Consider the following 20575-nt stretch of genomic DNA (forward strand, 5'->3'; position numbering starts at 1 on the left):
GCCGGAGCAGCAAGTCGTCGGACACGGCACGAACCGGTCCCGGGGGCCGGGAGATAGGGTGGTGCGCATGGGCAACGCACGTTCGACCGGTCCGACGGGCTTCAGGTAGCCCGCCAGGAGACACCTGGCGGTCGCTGCGATCGGAGCCCCGTGACACGAACCGCCCACCATCTGCCCCCTTCACTCGGCGCGAGTGCGCGCAGTGCACCCGACCGCCCGCCAGGAGCCCCTTGGCGTTCAGTGGTTCTCTACGGTTTGAGATACAGCTCGCGCTGCCTCACCGACGCGGCGCGAGAGTCCCGAAGGCCTCAACCCCGCCTGATCCGCCGCACGGTGAAGGTCTACTCGTTCGCTCGGAGCCGGCGGGACCGGTCCATAGCCGAGTGGTCCACACTGGAGGAACGCCGGGCCCGGCAGCGGATGCGAGCCCAAGCAGCGACCCTGAAGGGGCTGCTGCACGCAGGCGTCGACGAACGCGCCCTCGAAGCCGCGGACGCGGTGGACATCCCGCCGACGCGTCATCGGCGCAGCTCGCTCTGGCACGCGTAGCCGCAGCCACACCGCGACCACGGCAGCAACCGCCGCCTACCTGCCACTGCGGAGGAAGGCGGCGATCCCGTCGCGCGTGGGACTGTTCGGCAAGGGCGCCGGTTTGTCCTGAAGGAAGGCGGTGACAACGGCTGCGGCACGGTCGTCGTTGTCGTCGAGGCCGTTCCACATGTGGTGTCCGACGCCGGGCATGTACTGCGTCCGCTGAATGGCTGGGTCGTGGGCGAGGATCTCGGTCGCCCACCGGCGGACCTGCGAGGAACACTCGGCGATCATCAGCATCGCGGGAGTACGGGACCGCTCCAGCCGCCGTGCGAGGGAGGGTGAGTCCTTGACCGTCTGCTGGACGCGGAGGCTGGCGGCCGGGCTGAAGGAGAAGTTCCGTGCGGTGTCCTCGGCGGGGATGCGGTGCGCGTCTCGCGCACAGTAGGCGGACGCGGTGTCACTGCCGAGGTCTGCCGCGGTGAAGGCGTTGTCGCCTTCGGCCTGGCCGATCAACCCGGTGTCAGGCGTGAGGAGTCCGAGCCGCATGAGGCCGAAGGCCACGCCGTAGCGGGGGAGACGGGTCGAGCGCGGTCCGGTCATGGCCGGCGCGATGCCCCGTGCGGACGCACGGCCCTTGGGCCCGGTGAGCCGCGCGGTGGGGCCGTCCATGGGGCCGGGTTCGGCGATGGTCACCCGGTGCAGGCGAGGGGCGACGCTCGGGTCGGCCAGTGCCCGGGTCAGCACTACCCCGCCCGAGGAGAATCCGAGAACATCGGCTTCGCCCTTGCCCAGACGGTCGATGAAGGCGGTGAGATCACGGACCGAGCGCTCGATCGAGTAATGGCTCATGGGGAGGAGGTCGCTTCGTCCGCCGCCTGCCTGTTCATAGGCGTAGACGTCGTGGCCCCGGCGTGCCAGGAGTTGCAGGAACCGGTGGTCGAGTACCGAGATGCCGCGGACCGGCCCGCCGTTGAGGTACACCAAGGGGACGGAATGCCGGGAAGCGGCGTTCGAGGGCGGGTAGTGGTACACCGCGACCCGGCTGCCGGTCTCCAGTTTCCAGTGCTGCGTCGCCACGAACGGCAGGGCGGGCGGATGCTGCCGTGCCGTCGGCACCGTCGGGATGCAGACCGTCGCCGTCAACGCCGCCGCGACAGCAACCGGCAGGAACGGCACGAGCCGCGCGGCCCGGCTGCGGCGTCGAGCCCGCCACACCGCGAGCGCGGTGCCGATCCCGGTAGTCGTCGACCAAGCGGCGAGCCCCCAGCCGGCGCCGTTCGTCAAGGCGATCAGGGCGACGAAGACGACGGTCAGTGCGATGACCGCGGCCAAGGCCATGGATAAGCGTCCGGTGATACGCGCGAGACGCATGACGAGCGTGGGCATGGTGGACCTCCGACAGTTCCGTAACGCCGTTTCAAAACGACGTTATCAGGCGGGGTAGGCTGTCGGTCGTGGGTAGGCCGAAAACAAACGACGAGGCAGTCGGAGAACGGCTGGTGGTGTGCGCGACCGAGATGCTGGCCACGCAGCCGCGGGAATCGGTCACGGTCCGCGCCGTGGCCGCCGCCGCCGAGACGTCGACGACGGCGGTCTACTCCCTCTTCGGCGGCAAGAGCGGCCTGATCGCCGCTGTGCGCGACCGAGCCGTCGCCGGTCTCTTCCGAGAGGTGTCGGCGGTGCCGGCCTCCGCGGACCCGCTGGCCGACATCTACGCGCTTGCCGTCGCCTACCGCCGCTGGGGGTGTGGCCACAGCCACCTCTACACGGTGCTGTTCGGCGGTGTGCAGTCCTTCGACCCGTCAGGGGAGGTCGGCGCCGGTGACCCGATCCGTCCGCTCCTCGCAGCGATCGACCGCGCCGTGACGGAATCCGTCCTCGCCGGCGACCCGACGTCGATCGCCCTGTCGGTCTGGGCGGCCATGCACGGGATCGTGACGCTCGAACTGGCCGGAGCCCTCGACGCCGTCACAGCCGGCAGCGCCTTCCGGTCCACGGTTCACGCCACGCTGCGCGGATGGAGCACGCCCGCGGTGTTCGGCCGCCTTCGCCGAGAGGAACAGGATTCCTGACCCTGTGGTCGCGAGCGGGCTTGCGGTCGGGTCGCGACGACGCCGGTTCAGAACGTGCCCGCACAGGTGGTGCTCGAGTGGTCTCCTCGTGTCGTCTGTCCCTCGCGAACCTCGTCCGGCTCAACGTCCACACCACCGACGTCGATCTGCTGCTCCCGCACTACGGCGTACTGGCGTCGCGGCTGGGCGCCGCCGGAGTGGCACCGACCATGACGCTCCTCGGAGTGACACGGTTGGCCGTACCCGGCCAGATGGTCGAACTCGAGGGGACCGCCGTCGCGTGACGCGACCTCGCCGCCTGCTGCTCGTGCCGCGCGGCCGGCACGAGCAGCAGGCAGATGGGTGATGGGTGATGGGTGATGCTCGCGATGGTGACCATCGGCGTCTACGGCTTCGACGGCGCGTCCTTCCTGCAACGGCTGCGGCTCGCCGACGTCCGCCTTCTGCTCGACGTCCGTCAGCGCCGGGGCGTGCGCGGACCCGAGTACGCGTGGGCGAACTCACTCCGGCTTCAGGCGGCCCTCGCCCAGGCCCGGATCATCTACGAGCACCACCCCGAGCTCGCCCCGACCACCGAACTCCGCCGGCTCCAGTACGCCGAGGACGACCGCCGAGGGGTCGGCAAGCGCTCGCGCCACGAACTCGCCGCCGAGTACACCCGCCGCTACACCACCGAGATCCTCGACCGCGCCGACCTCACACGGATCGTGTCGGCGCTGCCGGTCAGCGGAACAGCGGCGCTGTTCTGTGTCGAGCGCGACCCGGAGGCGTGTCACCGCTCGTTGATCGCCCGGCGCCTGGCCGAGAGGCACGGCGTCACGATCGAGCACCTGCGCCCGTGACGGGGCCTCATCCCCGTACGCCCGCTCCTCGCCCCGGCCCACGGGCCGGTGATCCGCCTGAACAGGGTGAGCGCTTCCGCGAGTACTTGCGGGTTCAGGCGCTTGCGCGAGACCTTTGAGGCGTTGCTGGTGGTGCCGTCTGCTGGAGGACTTCCGTGACCGATCCCGCGCCCGCCTCCCAGCCCGCCCCGCCCTATTACGCGGTGGTGTTCACCGCGCTGCGGACCCAGGGTGACAACGGCTACGCCGAGGCGGACGAGCGGTTGATGAAGCTGGCCTCCGACCAGCCCGGATTCCTCGGCGTCGACTCCGCTCGCGGCACGAACGGTCTGGGGATCACGGTCTCGTACTGGAGGGACGAGGCCTCGATCGCCGCCTGGCGGGAGGACGCGGAGCACACACTGGCCCGTGCGCGCGGTCGCGCGCAGTGGTACGCCTCGTTCTCCCTCCATGTGGCGAAGGTCGAGCGCGCCTACGGTTTCACCCACGCGGCGGACGCGTGAGAGGCGCCGCACCGCCCGGCTCGCCGCCGGGCGGCGCGGTGTCTGGAAGGCTCCGCGAGCACGCTCAGCTGGCCACCGTGTCAGCATGACGGTGGGCCACCCTCCACTCGCCGTCCTCACGGCGGTACACCTGGGTGGCCCGCAGCGTGTAGGTGCGTGGCTCTCCGTCCACGGACGCGGAGGTGTGCTCGAGGCCGGCCGTGTAGGCCATGTCTCCTGAGACGTCGTAGGCCTGTACCTCGAACACGTACGACGTGCAGTCGGAAAAGCTTCTCCCCAGGGTCGTGAAGAGCCCGTCCAGCTCCTCCTGCCCGTGGGCGTTGCGCCATGCCCCCAGGACACTCACGGGCTCGTGGCGCGACCAGAGCGCGCGGCGGGGAGCCGGATCGCCGTTGTGCAGCGCAAGCTCCGCCTCGTACAGGGCGGTATCGACCCACTCAAGGAACGCGTCACGATCGGTCATACGTTCATCATGGGCCCGGCGGACGAGATGCCCGCGCATTCGGCCGGTGGAACGTGGTGGCCGCACCGTCCGCGTTGTCAGTGGCGGCTGAGAGGCTGAACGGATGAACGGCGACGAGCAACTGCTGCGCGGCCGGGTCTACGGCCACGACCACGACGACCCCGATCCGGGCCCGCGCCCCGGGCGGGCCTATGCCCAGCTCATCGGAGGACCGCTGGACGGGCTTCTGCTGGACGTCACGGGTTGGACGCAGGAGGAGATCGGTACGGGAGCAGCCCTGCCCACCGAACTCGGGCAGTTCCCCGGCGGCCGCGCGCTGTACGACCCCGGCCCGGGCACATCGTGCGCACCGGGCCCCGGAGTGACGTGCCGCTTCCATCACCGGGGAGACGCTCCCTGACCGCTCCCGCCCACGGCCGGCCGGCGAGGCGGGACGTCAGCTCCTGGCCGGCTTGCGGCCGGGGAGGGGGAGCAGGCGGTCCCAACTCCGCGCACGGCCGCCGCCACCTGTGACGGCTCGACGAAAGCCACCACCGGCGGTGCGGCTCGTGTCAGGATGCCCGGCATGCCTGATCGCGCGATGAGCTTCGGAGCAGTGGCGGCGGCATACGAACGGTTCAGGCCGGAGTATCCCGTGGAGCTGTCCGACCTGGTGACGGCGTATGCGGGCCGTCCGGTCCGGACCGCCCTCGAGATCGGCGCCGGGACCGGCAAGGCGACCCGGCTCTTCGCTCGGCGGGGGGTCATGGTCACCGCGACGGAGCCCGACGGGTCGATGCTCGCCCAGCTGCGCAAGAACGTGCCGGCTACCGTCGGGACGATGCAGGCCGCCTTCGAGGAACTTCGCCCTGGTGAGCGGTACGGGCTGGTCTACGCGGCCGCCGCGCTGCACTGGACGAACCCGGAGGGCCGGTGGTCCCGCATCGCCGCACTCCTGGAGCCGGGTGGTGTGTTCGCCTCGTTCGGCGGCCCGTTCCGGCCGGCCGACCCGGCGGTGCAGGAAGCCGTTCGCGCGGCCAGAGCACCGTTTTTGGAGAGCGACGAGATACCGTCGCCCGACGGGACCCCTCCGGACCACACGATGCAGTGGCCGGGTACCGAGCTGCAGCAGTCCCGGTGGTTCACCGACACTCAGCAGTCCACGATCGAACGGCGCTTCATGATGAGCGCGCGCGACTACATCGGGCACCTCTCCACCGTCTCGGCCTATCTCGTCCTGCCGGCCTCGGAGCGAGAGCAGATCTTCAGCCGGATCATGCGGGTTCTTCCGGACCGGATCGAGATCTTCGCCGACCTCACCGTCCACCTCGCGCGTCGGCACCACGAGGACTGATCACCGACCGCACGTCGTCGGGAACAACCGGGGCACTCCCGGACTGCTACTCTGCGATCTTCGCCGGTCGCCCGGTCGGAGTCCCTCAGCAGGTAGCCATGTCTCGCCACCAGCAGCAGCTCATGACAGCGCTCGACGCCCTGGACGGCGCCTTCGCCTGTGAAGAGCCCTTCCCCGTCTCCGGGTGCACGCACTGCTACGGCGAGGAGGATCTGGCCGAACTCTCCGGACCGCTCGGCCTGATATCCGACGACCTGGTGTCCGCCGTCGCAGCAGAAGTCCCGAGTCACTGGGACGACTTCCCCCGTCTCTACCGCCGTCTGACGCCACGCATCATCCGTGCCGCCGTCACCGGCCGGCTCCACGTCGATGAGAACCTCATCGCCTCACGCCTGTGCGAAGCGGGCTGGACCACCTGGGACGCGTCCTTGACGCAGGCACTTCACGAGGTCTGGTCCGCCTGGTGGCGAGCCGCCCTGCACACCGGCCCGGGCCTCGTCTCCGTCAGGGAGACCCTCAGCCTCATCACCGTGGCCACCGGCGCCCTGCGCCCCTGGCTGGACACATGGACCGCCACCCGCACCCCGGCCGCCGACGCTCAACTGGCCGACCTCGTCGACGACGTGTTGACCGAGTACGAGATCACCGGCCTGCGCATGGGCTTCTACGACGAGTACGACGCCTCCACGGAGCTGCTGGGCTGGCTCCTGAAGGACGTGCGCGACCGCGTCGACGACGCTCGTCTCGATGAGCCGTACCTCCTCGGCCATCACGGGGCGAGCACTCATCCCCGGCCGGGCAGAATCACCTCAGCGCATGCGCAGTGAACTCGGATGAGCGAAGGAGGCACACCGGTGTGCAAGCTGGATCACGAGGCCGCGGCGGTAAGCGCGACAGCGGCTCTGACGGCGGCCTATCCGCATCTGACGCGAGAGGCCGCACCGCACCCGGCACTGGAGGGGTGCGAGGACGTGGCGTGGTCGTCCATTCCCGGCTGCCCGGTCGACGTCCCGGTCGTTCTGCGCGGGCTGCTCGATCCGGATGCGGCCGAGATGGCCGAACGAGCGCTGGACTGGCTCGTGATGTCAGGACCGATGTCCATCAGTGCCACGATGCCGGCGGTCGTCCCGTACCTGCTGCGCCTCACCGCTGATCCTTCGACTCCGCGCCGCGACGAGCTGTTCGGGTTGCTTCTCGTGGCCGCCGTCCTGTCCGCACCGACCGAGCCGGACAACCCGAGGGACCTGGCGGTCAACGGTCCCGAGGCGGACCACCCTGAACGGGCCCTGTGCCGTGCGGCATTCGTAGCCGACGCGGCATGGGTACGGCGTCTTCTGGCCGACGACGAGCTGCTGGACGGCCTCCACCTGGGAGATGACGAGCGGGTCTTGCTGATCCAGGCTGCTGGACTGTGATGCGCGGGGCTTTGGCTGATAGCCCGCGCGGATCGGGGTACCTGCGTCGGCATGGCTTCGGAAAACGATCACGCTGAGTCCGTACGAGCGCTGCGGCAGCTGCGCCGAATGCGTACCTTCTACGCCGGGGGAGCCGTCCTGTGGGCCGCTTCGGCCGCATCGGTGGGGTGGGCCGACCCGGGAAGCAGGCAGATGTGGGTGTCGGTGGCACTCCTGGTGGTCTTCGCCTCATTGCTGACGATGACGTCCCTGTGGCTGAGGCGTCAGCAGGACGGCCGGACCGACGAGCCCGTACACCACGCCGCTCCGCGCAGGACGGCCTGGCGCCGCCACGCCAGCGCCTGAGGGAGGCAGCCGGGGCTACCGCCGCACGAGGGGCCGATGCAGCGTGGGGCGGTAGACGAGCTCCTGGATGTGACCGTCGAGCGTGCGATGCTCGATCAGCTCCAGGTCGAAGTCCGCCGCATCCCGGAAGACCGGGTCCAGCCCCGTCTGGCCGGTGATGACGGGGAAGAGCGTCACCTGCAAGCGGTCGACCAGGCCGGCGGCCATCAGCGCCCGGTTCATCGCCAGGCTGCCGTGCGAACGCAGCGGCACATCGGACTCCTCCTTCAGCCGGGCGACGACGTCGACGGCGTCACCGTTCGCGACGGTCGCGTCCGGCCAGTCGAGGGGGCCTTCGAGTGTCCTGGACACCACGGTCGTCGGCAGGTTCCTCATCCTCGTCACCCAGGGATCTCGCACGTCGGACTCCTCCGTGCTCGTGGCCAGCATCTGCACGAAGGCCCGATAGGTGTTGGCTCCGTAGACCATCCGCTGGTCCTCGCTGTACTGGCCGAGGCGGTGGTCGAGCAGCTCGGGCCCTTGCTTGCCCCAGTAGCCGGTCCAGTCGCCGCCGGCGGCGCCGTAACCGTCGAGGCTGGAGAAGACGTCGAAGGTGTAGGTGGCGGCCATGTCGATCTCCTTGCGAGCGGTGGACCGGTGTGAAGCGGAAACCGGTGATCTCTGCGACGGGGTGTTGCGGCGACCGTTGCACGCACCGGCCCGGCGCACTCGCAGAACTCATCGCTGTGACCGACGGCAGCGGTTCCGAACCACTCGAACGGCGGAAAGGGCGCACGCGCGGCATGTCCGAGGTGATCCAGGCAGGCGGTTGGGGGTTGCTGGCAGGAAGTGCTCTCCTGCTGGGAGCGGTGATCGGCTACGGGATGCGCGTCTCGCAGAAGGTCATCGCGCTGGTGATGGCCTTCGGCGCCGGCGTGCTCCTCTCGGCCGTCTCCTTCGAACTGGTCGGTGAGGCCTACGATCAGGGCGGGCTGGGCCCGGCGGCCGTGGGGACACTGGCCGGAGCGGCGGCCTACACGGGAGGCAATCTCTGGCTGGCCCACCGAGGCGCCTGCCATCGCAAACGGTCGGGCCATCACACGGACCAGACGCAGCCGTCCGAGGGACAACAGAGCGGCTCCGGCCTGGCGTTGGCGCTGGGCGCGCTGCTGGACGGAGTGCCCGAGTCGGCGGTGATCGGCGTCAGTCTGCTCGACGGCGGGGCAGTCAGCCTCGTGACCGTCGCGGCCGTGTTCATCAGCAACATCCCGGAAGGCCTGTCCAGCTCGGCCGGAATGAAGAAGGCCGGACGCGGCAAGGGATACGTCTTCGCCGTGTGGGGCGCCATCGCCGTCGCGAGCACCGTGTCCGCCGTCCTCGGGTACGCCGTCCTGGGCGGCTTCTCGTCCACGGTGATCGCGGGGGTGACGGCCGTGGCCGCCGGTGCGATCCTGGCCATGATCGCCGACACCATGATCCCCGAGGCGTTCCAGGAGGCGCAGCTGGCGATCGGGCTGGTCACGGTCAGCGGCTTCCTCGTCTCCTTCGCGTTGTCCCACGCCTGACGTCACACCCTCGAACGACGCGCGTGTGCGGGTCTGGTCCTCCACGGCCCGCCCCGCCACCATGGGTGGCACGCGTGCGTGCGAGTCGGGGGAGGACGCGGCATGGCGACGCCTGGGGAGTCACCGTCCGGATCGCCGGAGCGGCGGCCGGAGCTGGACGCGATACGCATGCTGGTGGTGATCGGACTCGTCTTCTTCCACTCGGCCCTGGTGTTCGCGACCGAGGGCGACTTCTACGTCCGGAACTCCGACACCACGGAAGTCGTCACCGTCATCGCCGGGTTCGCAGTGGTCTGGGCGATGCCGCTGCTGTTCCTGATCTCCGGCCTCGGCGCCTGGCACTCGCTTCAGCGCCGCGGCGAAGGCGCCTTCATCGCAGAGCGCCTGCTGCGTCTGGGTGTTCCCCTGCTCCTGGCAACCGTCCTTCTGAACCCGCTGCCGCAGTGGCTGCGGCAACGCTCCTCCGACCCCGGCTACGAGGAGTCGTACCCGGCCTTCCTGCCCCACTTCTTCGACGTGCACGTGGAACTCGACGAGTTCCCCTTCCTGATACAAGGGCAGTACTTCGAGACCGGCCACCTGTGGTTCGTCGTGCTCCTGCTGACGTTCTCCCTCCTGCTGGCACCCCTCCCTCGCCGGCTGCCACGTGAGCCCACCCGCCGCGCGCTGGACCGCGTGGCGGCCGCGACGCTGCGCCGGCGAGGCACCCTGCTGTCACCGGCCCTCCTCTTCGCCGCCCTCTGCGCCTTCGTCGGCATGGAGGAGGACTATGCGGGCTGGCACCGCTGGTCGTACCTGCTCTTCTTCGCCGCCGGTTTCCTGCTGGCCGCCGACACCCGCCTGCGCACCGCCATGCGGCGTGAGGCACGCGCGGCGGCCTGCCTCGGCGTGCTGCTGTTCATCTCGGCGGCCCCCGGCTTCATCACAGCGGACGACCCCTTCACGCAGGCCACCCCACTGGCCGTCGCTTCGCGCGCTCTGTTCGGGGCGGCCGGGTGGTGCCTGGTCGTCGCCATCCCCGGCCTCCTCGACCGTCCCGGACGACAGCCGTCCCCGAGGCCGGTGACACCAGCGGACATGACGTCGCGTCAGCGCGTCTACGGCTACCTCGCCGCCGCCGTACTGCCCCTGTACGTTCTCCACCAGCCGATCGTCGTCGCCGTCGCCTACGTCGTCGTGCGGTGGTCCGCGCCGATCCCGGTCGAGTACGCGGTGGTGGTGGTGACATCCCTCGCCCTCACCCTGGCCGCCTACGAACTGCTGGTGCGCCGGACGCGTGTGACGCGCTTCCTGTTCGGGATGCGGACCTGAGCCGAGGCCGGCTCAACAGCGCCGCCCTTGCGCGGTCCGGGCCTCCAAGGCGCGCAGGACGGCCACCATGTCCTCGCCACCGTGGCCCTGCCGGACGGTCTCGGCGAAGAGGGCGTGACACGCGTCGAGAAGCGGGGACGTCACCTCCGCCGTGCGGGCGGCCTCGGCGATCAGGCGGTTGTTCTTGAGGACGTCCGCGGCGGCCGCCTGGACGGAGAAGTCACGCTCCAGCAGCTTCGGCGCCTTGCCCCGGGAGACGGCGCTGGCCATGGGACCGGCGTCCAGCACGTCGCGGAGGAGATGGCGGTCCAGCCCGTGCCGCTCGGCGAAATGGAACGCCTCGGCGAGGCCCGTGACCAGGGTGATCAGAAAAAGGTTCACCGAGAATTTCAACAGCAGCGCGCCTGGGACGGGTCCGCAGGCGAACGTCTCGCGGCACACCGGAGCGAGCAGAGGCCGTACGGCCGCCACGGTGTCGTCGTCGCCCGCCAGCATCCCCACCAGTTCGCCCCGCTCGGCGGGGACACGGCTGCCGGAGACCGGGGCCTCGACGTAACGCCCTCCCGCGCCCTGGATGTCTTGCTGGAGGTCGTGGGAGTACGCGGCCGAGGTCGTGCCCATGTGGACGACGGCACGGCCGGCGACGCGCCGGGCGAAGTCCGGTGTGCCACGCCCCAGCACCGCGTCCACGGCCTCCTCGTCGGCCAGCATGAGGAACACGGTCCCCGCCCGGTCGAAGACCTCGGCCGTGCCCGCCGCCACCTCGGCGCCGGCGGCCCGCAGCACCTCGCATCGCTCGGGAGTGCGGTTCCAGACCACAAGGCGGGTCCCGGCGCGGGCGAGGTTCAGGGCCATGGGCTGCCCCATGACTCCCAGACCGATGAAACCGACGTACATGACGTACCGCCTTCCCGGGCCCGCGCGGGTCGGGCCGCCACCCTCACCCTCGGCTATGACGGCGGTCATGGTAGCGGCGGTTATGACCGCCGTCATAGACTGGCCGATGGGAGAGAGGCGCGAGCGAACGGACGGGGGAGGCCGGCGATGGCGGAGGCCGAAAGAGGACCGCGCGAGCGGATGGTCTTCAGCGCGGCCCAGCTCATCCGTCGCGACGGAGTCCACTCCACCGGTATGCGCGAGGTGGCCGTGGACGCCGCAGCACCACGCGGATCCCTCCAGCACTACTTCCCCGGCGGCAAGACGCAACTGGTCGACGAGGCGGTGGCGTGGGCCGGGCGATACGCGGCAGGCCGTGTCGCCCGTTTTCTCGCCGCTCTGCCCGAGCCGACGCCGAGCGGGCTCTTCGCCGAGATGGTGCGTCAGTGGACCGACGAGTACCGGACGGCCGGCTTCGCCGGCGGATGCCCGGTGGTGGCCGCCACAGTCGACTGCGCCGAGTCGGTCCCCTCCACCCGGACGGCCGCGTCCGCGGCGTTCGCGACCTGGACCGGTGCGGTAGCCGCGGCCCTCACCGAGATGGGCGTGCCCGCGGAACGGTCCGGCGCGCTGGCCACGCTCATGATCAGCAGCCTCGAGGGGGCGATCCTGCTTGCCCGCGCCGAGCGGGACGTCCGGGCCCTGACGACCGTCGCCCGGGAGCTGGGCCCTCTGCTCGACGCCGCCGCGCGCCCCCGCTGACGGCCCTGCGGTCGGCCGCAGCCGGACGACTACTGGTACTGCGTCAGGTCGATGCCGTGCACCGCGAGGTCGTGGTCCGGATGCCCGGTGGCCCCCTCCCTCTGCATGCCGAGCTTGTCCAGTACGTTCGCGGAAGCCCTGTCGCCCGTGCGGCAGACGGCCACCACCCGGTCGAGGCCGCGGTCCTGCACGGCGAACTCCAGGGTGGCCTGCGCCGCTTCGGAGGCGTATCCCTGCCCCCAGAACACCCGCCCGAGCCGCCAGCTGATCGCGACCTGGCCGGCGATCTCGGCCGGTGCGTCAGCCACGGACAGGCCGACGGCGCCCGCCAGCTCGCCGGATCCCAGAAGCTCGACGGCGAACACCCCGAAGCCTTCCTCGTCCCACTCCTCCTCCCACGCCTCGATGTCCTCGGCGGTCTGCTCCAGGGAGCGCGGGGAGCCGTCGCCGACGCGTCGCATCACCACCGGATCGGCATGGATCTCGGACAGGGGGACGAGGTCGTCGTCGAGCCATCGACGCAGCAGGAGACGGGGTGTGCGGATCTCGGTCATGGCCCACATCCTGCCGACGCGGCACGGGGAGCGCGAATCACGGTCCGCCCTCGAACCGTCCGTCCTCGAGGACCGAGCACACCGCCGGTCGAGATCCCGCCCACCCCGACGCCCCCGGGGACAGCACGGCGCCCGCGCCGGGCCGAGGCATCCGACCTCGCCCGTCGCGCCGACCTGAGGAGAGTGACCCTGGCGGACCACGATCTCCTCGGCCGAAGCCGAGACCTGTGGAAGGCTGGATGGGTGAGGACCGACCTGCGAGCCGGACCGGGATCGCGAACGGCCGTCGACCTGCGACCGGCCGCCGGGAGCGGCTGCTTTGGCACCGGGTGCGCCGGAGGGGTCTACAGGCCTGAGGGGCGAATGTGATGAGCGGAGCGAGCCAGCCCTCGGAGCAGGCGGGTGATCCGCGGGACCCGGCCTCCGACCCGAGCGGTCTGATCGACCTGCTGGGTGTCGCCGCGGTCCTGGTGGAGGCCGACGGCCGGATCGACATGTGGAGTCCGCAGGCCGAGGAGCTGTTCGGCTACACCGGTGAGGAAGCGGTCGGGCAGTACGCGGCAGCCCTGCTGCTCCACCCCGAGCACCGGGAAGCGGGGATGGGGCTGTTCGCCGACGTGATGGCGACCGGCCGGAGCTGGGCCGGACCGTTCCCCGTCCGGCTCAAGGACGGCAGTACCCGGACGGTCGAGTTCCGCAACATGCGGCTGACGGACAACGTCGGCGACCACTACGCACTCGGGCTGGCCACCGACCGGGCCACGGTGCGGCAGGTGGAGCGCAAGGTGGCCCTCTCCAGCCAACTGGTAACCCAGGCGCCGATCGGACTGTCCGTCCTGGACACCGAATTGCGGTACGTGGCGGTCAACGGCGCCCTCGCCGCGATGCACGGCGTCTCCGAGGCGGACCACATCGGCCGCCACTTCCGGGAGATCCTGCCCGGCGCGCCCTTCACGACCGCCGAGAACCAGATGCGGGAGGTCCTGGAGACCGGCCTGCCGGTGGTGGACGAGCAGGTGGTGGGCCGGACCCGGGCCGACCCGGACCACGACCACGCCTGGGCCGTGTCGCTCTACCGGCTGGAGGACCAGAGCGGGCACGTTCTGGGGATCGCCAACGTGGTCGTGGACGTCACCGACCGGTACGAGGCGGCCAGGCAGGCCGACCGGGCCCAGCAGCGCCTGCGCCTGATGGCCGACGGCTCGGCGCGCATCGGGACCACCCTGGAGGTGGAGCGGACCGCCCAGGAGCTGGCGGACGTCCTGGTGCCCGACCTGGCCGACATGATCGCGGTGGACATCCTGGACTCCGTCCTGCGGACGGGCCGCCCGGACCGCGGAGAGGGCCCGGCGCTGTTCCGGGCGCTGGCCGTGAAGACCGCCTACCCCACCGGGGCCTCCGAGGCGATCATCGCGCCCGGCCACCTCACCACCTACCACGCGGACCATCCGGCGGCCCACTGCCTGCGCACCCGCAAACCGCTGCTGATCACCCACCTCGACAGCGGCGAGCTCAGCCGTATCGCAGCCGACGACGCCGCGGCCGGACTGCTCGCCGAGGCCGGTGTCCACACCGACATGGCCGTCCCGCTCATCGCCCGCGGCGAGATCATCGGCGTGATGGGCCTGGCCCGTGCCCGCAACCCGCAGCCCTTCGACGAGGACGATCTCACCCTCGCCTGCGAGCTGGCCTCTTCCGCGGCGCTGAGCATCGACAACGCCGTCCTGCACCAGCACATCCGCAGCGCCGCCGAAACCCTGCAGCGCAGCCTGCTGCCCCGGCCCTCGCCACGCCGCCCCGGCCTGGAGATCGCTGCCCGGTACCGTCCCGCCCAGGCCTTCAGCGAGGTCGGCGGCGACTGGTACGACATCATCCCGCTCAGCGGCGACCGAACCGCCCTGGCGGTGGGCGACGTCATGGGCAGCGGGATCCCGGCGGCCACCGCCATGGGCCGGTTGCGCACCGCGACCTCCACCCTCGCCGACCTCGACCTCGCCCCGAGCCGCATCCTCACCCACCTCGACCGGATCACCCAGGGCCTGGATCCCTATATCGCCACGTGCGTGTACGCCGTCCACGATCCGCACGCCGGCCGCTTGCAGGTGGCCTGTGCGGGCCATCTGCCCCCGGTTCTGGTGCGGGCCGGCCGGCCGCCCGAACTGCTCGACCTGCCCACCGGCACCCCACTGGGAGTCGGCAGCGGTTCTTTCGAGACCTCCGCCGTCGTCATGAACCCCGGCGATCAACTCGTCCTGTACACCGACGGACTGGTCGAGACCCGGGACGACCCCATCGACAAGCGCCTGGACGAGCTCCTGCGCCTGCTGTCCCCGCCGTGCCGTTCCGCGGAGGAGACCTGTGACCGGCTGCTCCGGGAACTGCGCCATCCCGCCGACCATGACGATGTCGCGCTGCTCATCGCTCACGCGCGGCCGCTGACCTCGCTCTGAGCGCGGGACGGGTCCCCGTCGCCCCGAGACCGGGTGCTCGGCGCAATCGCTGATGTGTGCGAAGAGGCTCCCGGTGTTATTCAATGAGGTGTGCGGTCAGGGACTCGGGGCCCCACCGCACGGGTCCGAACAAAGCCCCGGCACCCATGCCGGGGAATGCTGAGAGAGCCGCATGGACTCCACACCCTCGCCCTCGTCCTCCTCGGCGTTCGAGCTGGTCAGCCGCGCTCTTGGCCGCTACATCCCGCAAGGCGGGGCGTCAGCGGCCGACGCGCGGGGCGACCGTGCCGCCCGCCGGCGGGTTCCCGACCCTCCGGCGCCCGGACAGCAGGAGCAGATCCTCGGCGCGGTCAACCTGGACACGGACCTGATCATCACCCGCTGCAACCTCGACGCCCCGGTGTTCGCGGGCCTGGACGCCGGTGCCGGGAGACCATTCGTCGATCTTCTTCCCCCGGGCGACGTACCGACGGTCACACGCAGGTTGCGGCAGGTCGCGGAGAGCGGTGAGGCGCACGTCGCCCGGATCCAGCGGCTGAGGCGGCGCGACGGATCCGAGCTGGTCGTGTCGATGAGCATCCTGCCCGCCGCGTCGCCGGAGGAGGGCCTGACCGTCTCCGTGATCGCCATGGCCAGGCGGCTGCACCTGTACGCCGCCGAGACCGCGATCGGCACCTCCCTGGACATCGGCGAGACCGCGCAGTCACTGGCGGAGTCCCTGCTGGCCTGGGGAGACGTCGCCGCCGTCGACCTCGACTTCGCCGTGTGGACGGGCGAGGGGGTGTCCGGCAAGGCCCAGGGGCGGATCCACCTCCGGCGGGCGGCCCTGGTCCCGGACCGGGTGTGGCCCGAGGGCTACATGACACCGGGCGACGATCTCCCCGGCGACGCGAGTCGGCTGCTGGCGCAGGCGGTCCTGCGCGACGACGCCCCGCAGACGATCGTCATCCCCGACCGCCAGGCGGTCGAGCGGGTCTTCGGCAGCCCCCGCGTGGTACGCGCCCTGGTGCCCGGCGGCCGGTCGGCGGGCGTGGCGTGCATCCCCCTGGTCCTGGACGGCGCGCCGCCCGTCGTCCTGGGCGTGGCGGAGGTGTGGCGGCGGGCGGACTGCCCCTTCCGCGACAGCGAGCTGTTCGACCTGCAGGAACTGGTGGCCAGAACTGCCCACCACGTGGACCTGGCCCGCCAGCACCAGCGCGAACACACACAGGTGCTGGCCCTGCAGCGCCGGCTCCTGCCCCGGTCCGGCGGCGACACCATCGAGATCGCCAGCGTCTACCAGCCCGCCACCCCCGACAGCGCCGGTGTCGGCGGCGACTGGGTGAACAGTTTCCCGTTGCCCGACGGCCGTACCGCGCTGGTGGTCGGTGACGTCGTCGGGCACGGCCTGGGAGCCGCCGCGACCATGGGGCAGCTGAGCATGGAGGCCCGCGCGCTGCTGTCCGCGGGCCTCGCACCCGACCAGGTACTGGAACACCTGGACGAGACCGTGACCCTGCTGGACGACGCGGAGTCCGGGCTGGCGGCCGGCTACAGCGCCCTGGGGTCGACCTGCTGCATCGCCCTGTACGACCCGGTGGGCCACCATGTGACGCTGTCCAGCGCCGGCCATCTGCCCCCGATCCTGGTCTCCCCGGACGGACACGCGGGTGCCCTCTCGATCCGTCCTCACCCGGGCCTGGGCGCCGAGTTCGCGCTACGAGAGCCGTTCGACGTGTACACCATCGGCGTACCTCCGGGTTCCGTGCTCGCCCTGTACACCGACGGGCTGGTGGAGGACCCGGCCCTCTCGATCGACGAAGGCATCGACCGGCTGGCGGACATCGTCTCCACGGTTCACCCCTGGGACGCCCTGCAGCAGACGGCACGGGACGTCGTCTCCGCGCTGGCGCCCGCGCCCCAGCGCGACGACGTGACCCTGCTGCTCGCCCGGATGATCGGCTACCGCAAGGGGGACACGGCGACCTGGCGGCTGCCCGCCCGCAGCGACGCCCCCGCCCACGCCCGGGAGCGGGTCGCCGCGCTGCTGAGGCAGTGGGGCACCAGGGACGACACCAGGGACAAGACACTGCTGCTGGTCAGCGAGCTGGTCACGAACGCCGTGCGCTTCGCCACCGGACCCGTGACGGTACGGCTGATCAGATCGGGTCACGGCCTGCTGTGCGAGGTGGGCGACACCGGCAACGGCAGGCCGCGCCTGAGGCGCGGCGACCTGCTCGACAACGGCGGACGTGGCCTGAGCATCGTGCACCGGCTCACCACCCGGTGGGGCGTGCGGTGGACGGACACCGGCAAGATCGTCTGGGCGGAGGTCGCCAGGTGACGTGGCCGGCCCGGGGGAGGGGGCGCGGCGCAGGTAGGAGAGGCGCACTTCCCGGGCGCAGGCACCCTCCGGCGTACTACAGCCACTGCCCTTCCAGGGCGGTCGCGGTGAGTCCCGGTGCCGCCGCGTACAGCACGGCGCGATGCCCCGCCTCGAGCCGGCCCGCGTCATGGGCCCGCCGCAGGATGTCGAACACCGCCGCGCCGCCGCGGTTGCCGCTGGTGTAGCTCTCCCGGCTGTAGTCCAGCAGCCCCGCCGGCCACCCGTCGGGCATCGTCTGCTCCATGTACTCCAGCACGCGGGTCCCCCCTGGGTGCGCGAGCAGTACGTCGGGGTGCCAGGAGTCCGGGTCGTCCTGGTACCGGGTGCGCAGCCACTCCCACATCGCGGTGACCGTCTCCTGTACGGCGCGCGGCCCACGACGGTCCATCACGAAGTGGGTGCCGTCCGCGCGAGTCTCCAGACGGTGCAGGTCCTGTGTGCCGGGCAGGGTGTGGTGCCAGGACGCGTCCAGCCGCAGCACCGACTCGGACCTCGGGCGGCCCGTGACCACCGCGGCGACCGCCGTGTCCGCGAACAGCAGCCGGACGATCAAGGACTCGAGCGTGTCGTCCCCCGGCTGGTAGGTCGTGCTCAGCGCCTCCGAGATGACGACCAGGACCACCCGGTCGGGGTCCGCCGCGACCAGTTCCGCCGCCAGCGCGAGGGAGCGCGTACCCGCGATACACGCCCACTGGGTGGCCGGCAGCAGCATCGCGTCGCTGCGCAGCGACAGCCTGTTGGCCAGGGCGATGTCCAGGCCCGGCAGCGCCGGGGTGGTGGAGTGACTGGTGATCAGACAGTCGACGTCCCCGGCGTCCAGCCCGGCGGTCTGCAGCGCCCCGCGCGCGGCACGCTCCCCGTAGGACTGCACGGCCTGCCAGGCGGGCGCGGTGCGCTCCTGGACGGTCTGCGGGGCGGGTATGGACTCCAGGGCGGCGATCACACGGTCCACGTCCTGCTGTGCGAACCCTTCGCGTGCCAGCGCCTCTCGGGCCGGCTCGACGCCGACACCGTGCAGAGCGCTGCCCTTGCCGGGCGCGACGGCACTCTCCAGCGGCAGCATCCAGCCGCGGGTCTCGATGCCCGTACTGGCGGCGATGCCGTCGATCCGCGGCGCCCACGCGGCATGCCGGTGCCGGTCGCTCACCTCCGCCACGATCTCGCTGGTCTTCACGGCGTGTTCACCGTGAATCACGGCTGGCGGGCAGAGGTATGCAGCCATGCTGGGGCACCTTCCAAGGGGGGAATGTCGCGCGTGCTATGTCATGGGTCACTTCGAGCTTCGTGCCCAAGAAGGTGGAGGTGAGCCCCACTTCGGGAGCTGACGTCCGGTTCGAGCATGAATGCAATATGGACAATTCCGCTGTGATGCAGACAACTTAGGCGGGTCCTGAAAGGTGTGACACGGCACACACCGTCGATGCGGAAGGTGAGCTGCCGTTCTCACCGTCGGACGGGTTCGCGAACGGCAGGGGCGACGTCCTGGGTGACGGAAGCCGCCTGGTGCCCTGCGACCGCGCCACGCTCGTCGTCAGCGGCCGTCCGGCGGGCGGTGCCCGGTACAGTCCCGCCCCCACCGTGCTTGCGCGCCCGAGCGGACTCGGGCGTGGTGCGAGAGGTCCCCCTGCTCTACGCGAAGGACGCGAGTCACTCCGTCACCGCGGTCAGGCCGGCCGCGGCGCTGCCTGCTCCACTCAGTCGACGGGAATGCCCAGCCGCAGTGAGACGGAGCTCAGGGCCGCGCCCAAGGGGAGGGACACCCGGGTGAGGGCGTACTGGTCGCCGCGGGTCTGGTCCCGGTTGACGATCAGCACCGGCTTCCCCGCCTGCGCCGCCTGGCGGACGAAGCGGAGTCCGGACATCACGGTCAGGGAGGAGCCCAGGACCAGCAGTGAGGTCGCCGCACGGACCAACTCGCGGCAGTGCTCCACTCGCTGGGGCGGAACGGCTTCGCCGAAGAACACGACGTCCGGTTTGAGGATGCCGCCGCATGCCGTGCAGGGAACCACGCGGAAACCCTCGACCTGATCGTCCGTGAGGTCGGCGTCCCCGTCGGGGTTGATTCCCGCGGCCACGGGCTGGAACCCCGGGTTGGCCTCCTCGAGCCGCACGGCGAGTTCGCGGCGCGGGCTGTGGGCGCCGCAGGAGAGACAGACGACCCGGTCCAGCGCTCCGTGCAGTTCCACGACGTCGTCACTGCCGGCGGCCTGGTGCAGCCCGTCCACGTTCTGGGTGACGACCCCCGTGAGGAGGCCGTGCCGCCCGAAGGCCGCAACGGCCCGGTGTCCGGCATTGGGGCGTGCTCGGCCGAAGGTCCGCCAGCCGAGGTGGCTGCGTGCCCAGTATCGGCGCCGGGCGTGGGTGGCGGCGGTGAACTCCTGGTAGGTCATCGGGGTGTGCCGGCTCAGGCTCCCTCCCTCTCCCCGGTAGTCGGGGATGCCCGATTCCGTGGAGATGCCCGCACCGCTGAGCACCAGCACTCCGCCGCTGCGCAGCGCGTCGGCGACCGGCTCGGGATCCGTGCTGCCCGGCGGCAGGTCCTCGGCAGGGGTCCAGCTCAGGGTGGGACGCATGCGCATGCCGTCAGGGTACGAAACGCGGCTCGCGAACGCGTTCGCCGTCAATTGAAACGCAATGAACGCAACGTTGCGTTTCCATTCCTGGAAAACATACGCATGGCGACAGCGTCAGCGGAATCCGGTCCGCCGGTGGCCTGTCTCGATCGTTCCCCCTCTCGCCGAGCCGCCCGGCAACCGGGGTGCTTCAAGGCGGAGTTGGAGCCGATATCAGAAGGAGACGTTTGACCCGGCGGGATCGGCGTACCCGATGACTTAACAGAATCCTTATACGACGAAGCGGAGACGCACCATGGGCATCATTGCTTGGATCATCATCGGGCTCCTCGCCGGCGCCATCGCCAAGGCTCTGATGCCGGGCAAGGACCCCGGTGGCATCATCGTCACGATGCTCATCGGTATCGTCGGTGGTCTGCTCGGCGGATGGCTCGGCAAGGTCATCTTCGGAGTGGACTCCCTCGACGGGTTCTTCGAACTCTCCACGTGGATCGCCGCGATCGTCGGCTCCCTCATCCTGCTCGCCCTGTACCGGGTCGTCACCGGCAACCGGCGCTCGCACCGGCACGCCTGACCCCGTAGCAGGCGAACGCCTCTGAACACGTTCCGTCGGCTCCTCCCTGTCACGAGGGA

At 70.9% G+C, this 20575-nt stretch carries 22 protein-coding genes and 1 pseudogene; 16 read left to right on the forward strand and 7 right to left on the reverse strand.

The genetic code is table 11. The features are described 5' to 3' along the window. Positions 1-333: 333 nt before the first annotated feature. Positions 334-549, forward strand: a complete 216-nt coding sequence (locus ADK65_RS07005; protein WP_234352811.1) for a hypothetical protein — start codon at positions 334-336, stop codon at positions 547-549. A gap of 36 nt (positions 550-585) precedes the next feature. Here ADK65_RS07005 and ADK65_RS07010 read toward each other — a convergent pair whose 3' ends face one another. Beyond that, complete coding sequence (locus ADK65_RS07010) at positions 586-1920, reverse strand: alpha/beta fold hydrolase (RefSeq protein ID WP_053668928.1); 1335 nt, start codon at positions 1918-1920, stop codon at positions 586-588. A 68-nt stretch (positions 1921-1988) separates the two neighbouring features. Between ADK65_RS07010 and ADK65_RS07015 the strand changes: the two genes are divergently transcribed. From ADK65_RS07015 to ADK65_RS07030, 4 genes and pseudogenes are all read left to right on the forward strand, one after another. Further along, positions 1989-2606 (forward strand): TetR-like C-terminal domain-containing protein, encoded by a 618-nt coding sequence (locus tag ADK65_RS07015; protein WP_053668929.1) that lies wholly within the window; start codon positions 1989-1991, stop codon positions 2604-2606. Positions 2607-2704: 98 nt separating this feature from the next. Further along, positions 2705-2890: pseudogene (locus ADK65_RS07020) on the forward strand (RidA family protein); the annotation flags it as partial. A gap of 75 nt (positions 2891-2965) precedes the next feature. After that, on the forward strand, positions 2966-3448 hold the full coding sequence (locus ADK65_RS07025) for a DUF488 domain-containing protein (RefSeq protein ID WP_053668930.1): 483 nt from the start codon (positions 2966-2968) through the stop codon (positions 3446-3448). Positions 3449-3603: 155 nt separating this feature from the next. Further along, positions 3604-3951, forward strand: coding sequence for an antibiotic biosynthesis monooxygenase family protein (locus ADK65_RS07030; protein WP_053668931.1), 348 nt, complete (start codon positions 3604-3606; stop codon positions 3949-3951). Positions 3952-4015: 64 nt separating this feature from the next. Here the strand turns inward: ADK65_RS07030 and ADK65_RS07035 are convergent, their stop codons facing one another. Further along, on the reverse strand, positions 4016-4414 hold the full coding sequence (locus ADK65_RS07035) for a nuclear transport factor 2 family protein (protein ID WP_053668932.1): 399 nt from the start codon (positions 4412-4414) through the stop codon (positions 4016-4018). A 103-nt stretch (positions 4415-4517) separates the two neighbouring features. Here ADK65_RS07035 and ADK65_RS07040 point away from each other — a divergent pair, with 103 nt between their 5' ends. From ADK65_RS07040 to ADK65_RS07060, 5 genes are all read left to right on the forward strand, one after another. After that, on the forward strand, positions 4518-4814 hold the full coding sequence (locus ADK65_RS07040) for a hypothetical protein (protein WP_053668933.1): 297 nt from the start codon (positions 4518-4520) through the stop codon (positions 4812-4814). Positions 4815-4979: 165 nt separating this feature from the next. Beyond that, positions 4980-5747, forward strand: coding sequence for a class I SAM-dependent methyltransferase (locus ADK65_RS07045; RefSeq protein WP_053668934.1), 768 nt, complete (start codon positions 4980-4982; stop codon positions 5745-5747). A 98-nt stretch (positions 5748-5845) separates the two neighbouring features. After that, positions 5846-6574, forward strand: coding sequence for a hypothetical protein (locus ADK65_RS07050; RefSeq protein ID WP_053668935.1), 729 nt, complete (start codon positions 5846-5848; stop codon positions 6572-6574). 27 nt (positions 6575-6601) lie between these two features. Beyond that, the gene (locus ADK65_RS07055; protein ID WP_053668936.1) at positions 6602-7162 is read left to right on the forward strand and encodes a hypothetical protein; all 561 of its coding nucleotides are present in this window, start codon (positions 6602-6604) and stop codon (positions 7160-7162) included. A 51-nt stretch (positions 7163-7213) separates the two neighbouring features. Further along, a complete protein-coding gene (locus ADK65_RS07060) occupies positions 7214-7507 on the forward strand; it encodes a hypothetical protein (protein ID WP_053668937.1) in 294 nt (97 codons plus the stop codon). Between the two features lie 15 nt (positions 7508-7522). Here ADK65_RS07060 and ADK65_RS07065 read toward each other — a convergent pair whose 3' ends face one another. Further along, on the reverse strand, positions 7523-8116 hold the full coding sequence (locus ADK65_RS07065) for a dihydrofolate reductase family protein (protein WP_053668938.1): 594 nt from the start codon (positions 8114-8116) through the stop codon (positions 7523-7525). Positions 8117-8289: 173 nt separating this feature from the next. Between ADK65_RS07065 and ADK65_RS07070 the strand changes: the two genes are divergently transcribed. After that, positions 8290-9051 carry a ZIP family metal transporter gene (locus ADK65_RS07070; RefSeq protein WP_053668939.1) on the forward strand — a complete coding sequence of 254 codons (762 nt, stop codon included), beginning with the start codon at positions 8290-8292 and terminating at the stop codon, positions 9049-9051. 102 nt (positions 9052-9153) lie between these two features. After that, the gene (locus ADK65_RS07075) at positions 9154-10362 is read left to right on the forward strand and encodes an acyltransferase family protein (protein WP_053668940.1); all 1209 of its coding nucleotides are present in this window, start codon (positions 9154-9156) and stop codon (positions 10360-10362) included. 12 nt (positions 10363-10374) lie between these two features. Here ADK65_RS07075 and ADK65_RS07080 read toward each other — a convergent pair whose 3' ends face one another. Beyond that, entirely contained in the window at positions 10375-11259 is an 885-nt protein-coding gene (locus ADK65_RS07080) for an NAD(P)-dependent oxidoreductase (protein ID WP_053668941.1), read from the reverse strand. A gap of 147 nt (positions 11260-11406) precedes the next feature. On the opposite strand from ADK65_RS07080, the gene ADK65_RS07085 reads away from it, so the two are divergent. After that, on the forward strand, positions 11407-12000 hold the full coding sequence (locus ADK65_RS07085; RefSeq protein WP_053668942.1) for a TetR/AcrR family transcriptional regulator: 594 nt from the start codon (positions 11407-11409) through the stop codon (positions 11998-12000). Positions 12001-12029: 29 nt separating this feature from the next. Here ADK65_RS07085 and ADK65_RS07090 read toward each other — a convergent pair whose 3' ends face one another. Next, positions 12030-12554 (reverse strand): GNAT family N-acetyltransferase, encoded by a 525-nt coding sequence (locus ADK65_RS07090; protein ID WP_053668943.1) that lies wholly within the window; start codon positions 12552-12554, stop codon positions 12030-12032. Positions 12555-12922: 368 nt separating this feature from the next. Here ADK65_RS07090 and ADK65_RS07095 point away from each other — a divergent pair, with 368 nt between their 5' ends. Further along, complete coding sequence (locus tag ADK65_RS07095) at positions 12923-15004, forward strand: SpoIIE family protein phosphatase (RefSeq protein ID WP_053668944.1); 2082 nt, start codon at positions 12923-12925, stop codon at positions 15002-15004. 172 nt (positions 15005-15176) lie between these two features. Further along, positions 15177-17327 (forward strand): SpoIIE family protein phosphatase, encoded by a 2151-nt coding sequence (locus ADK65_RS07100; protein WP_053668945.1) that lies wholly within the window; start codon positions 15177-15179, stop codon positions 17325-17327. A 76-nt stretch (positions 17328-17403) separates the two neighbouring features. On the opposite strand, the gene ADK65_RS07105 is transcribed toward ADK65_RS07100, so the two are convergent. Then, positions 17404-18591 carry a polyketide synthase gene (locus tag ADK65_RS07105; RefSeq protein WP_053668946.1) on the reverse strand — a complete coding sequence of 396 codons (1188 nt, stop codon included), beginning with the start codon at positions 18589-18591 and terminating at the stop codon, positions 17404-17406. Between the two features lie 472 nt (positions 18592-19063). Beyond that, the gene (locus tag ADK65_RS07110; RefSeq protein ID WP_053669032.1) at positions 19064-19948 is read right to left on the reverse strand and encodes an NAD-dependent protein deacetylase; all 885 of its coding nucleotides are present in this window, start codon (positions 19946-19948) and stop codon (positions 19064-19066) included. Between the two features lie 289 nt (positions 19949-20237). Here ADK65_RS07110 and ADK65_RS07115 point away from each other — a divergent pair, with 289 nt between their 5' ends. Beyond that, positions 20238-20516, forward strand: a complete 279-nt coding sequence (locus ADK65_RS07115) for a GlsB/YeaQ/YmgE family stress response membrane protein (protein WP_053668947.1) — start codon at positions 20238-20240, stop codon at positions 20514-20516. Positions 20517-20575: the final 59 nt, after the last annotated feature.

This window comes from Streptomyces sp. NRRL B-1140 (assembly GCF_001280065.1).
In the GTDB taxonomy this organism is placed as follows: domain Bacteria; phylum Actinomycetota; class Actinomycetes; order Streptomycetales; family Streptomycetaceae; genus Streptomyces.

Coding starts and splice junctions, on each gene's coding strand:
- ADK65_RS07010 (WP_053668928.1), bottom strand. CDS start 1,920: ATGCCCACGCTCGTCATGCGTCTCGCGCGTATCACCGGACGCTTATCC.
- ADK65_RS07025 (WP_053668930.1), top strand. CDS start 2,966: ATGCTCGCGATGGTGACCATCGGCGTCTACGGCTTCGACGGCGCGTCC.
- ADK65_RS07035 (WP_053668932.1), bottom strand. CDS start 4,414: ATGACCGATCGTGACGCGTTCCTTGAGTGGGTCGATACCGCCCTGTAC.
- ADK65_RS07040 (WP_053668933.1), top strand. CDS start 4,518: ATGAACGGCGACGAGCAACTGCTGCGCGGCCGGGTCTACGGCCACGAC.
- ADK65_RS07045 (WP_053668934.1), top strand. CDS start 4,980: ATGCCTGATCGCGCGATGAGCTTCGGAGCAGTGGCGGCGGCATACGAA.
- ADK65_RS07050 (WP_053668935.1), top strand. CDS start 5,846: ATGTCTCGCCACCAGCAGCAGCTCATGACAGCGCTCGACGCCCTGGAC.
- ADK65_RS07060 (WP_053668937.1), top strand. CDS start 7,214: ATGGCTTCGGAAAACGATCACGCTGAGTCCGTACGAGCGCTGCGGCAG.
- ADK65_RS07065 (WP_053668938.1), bottom strand. CDS start 8,116: ATGGCCGCCACCTACACCTTCGACGTCTTCTCCAGCCTCGACGGTTAC.
- ADK65_RS07070 (WP_053668939.1), top strand. CDS start 8,290: ATGTCCGAGGTGATCCAGGCAGGCGGTTGGGGGTTGCTGGCAGGAAGT.
- ADK65_RS07075 (WP_053668940.1), top strand. CDS start 9,154: ATGGCGACGCCTGGGGAGTCACCGTCCGGATCGCCGGAGCGGCGGCCG.
- ADK65_RS07080 (WP_053668941.1), bottom strand. CDS start 11,259: ATGTACGTCGGTTTCATCGGTCTGGGAGTCATGGGGCAGCCCATGGCC.
- ADK65_RS07085 (WP_053668942.1), top strand. CDS start 11,407: ATGGCGGAGGCCGAAAGAGGACCGCGCGAGCGGATGGTCTTCAGCGCG.
- ADK65_RS07090 (WP_053668943.1), bottom strand. CDS start 12,554: ATGACCGAGATCCGCACACCCCGTCTCCTGCTGCGTCGATGGCTCGAC.
- ADK65_RS07095 (WP_053668944.1), top strand. CDS start 12,923: ATGAGCGGAGCGAGCCAGCCCTCGGAGCAGGCGGGTGATCCGCGGGAC.
- ADK65_RS07100 (WP_053668945.1), top strand. CDS start 15,177: ATGGACTCCACACCCTCGCCCTCGTCCTCCTCGGCGTTCGAGCTGGTC.
- ADK65_RS07105 (WP_053668946.1), bottom strand. CDS start 18,591: ATGGCTGCATACCTCTGCCCGCCAGCCGTGATTCACGGTGAACACGCC.
- ADK65_RS07110 (WP_053669032.1), bottom strand. CDS start 19,948: ATGCGCATGCGTCCCACCCTGAGCTGGACCCCTGCCGAGGACCTGCCG.
- ADK65_RS07115 (WP_053668947.1), top strand. CDS start 20,238: ATGGGCATCATTGCTTGGATCATCATCGGGCTCCTCGCCGGCGCCATC.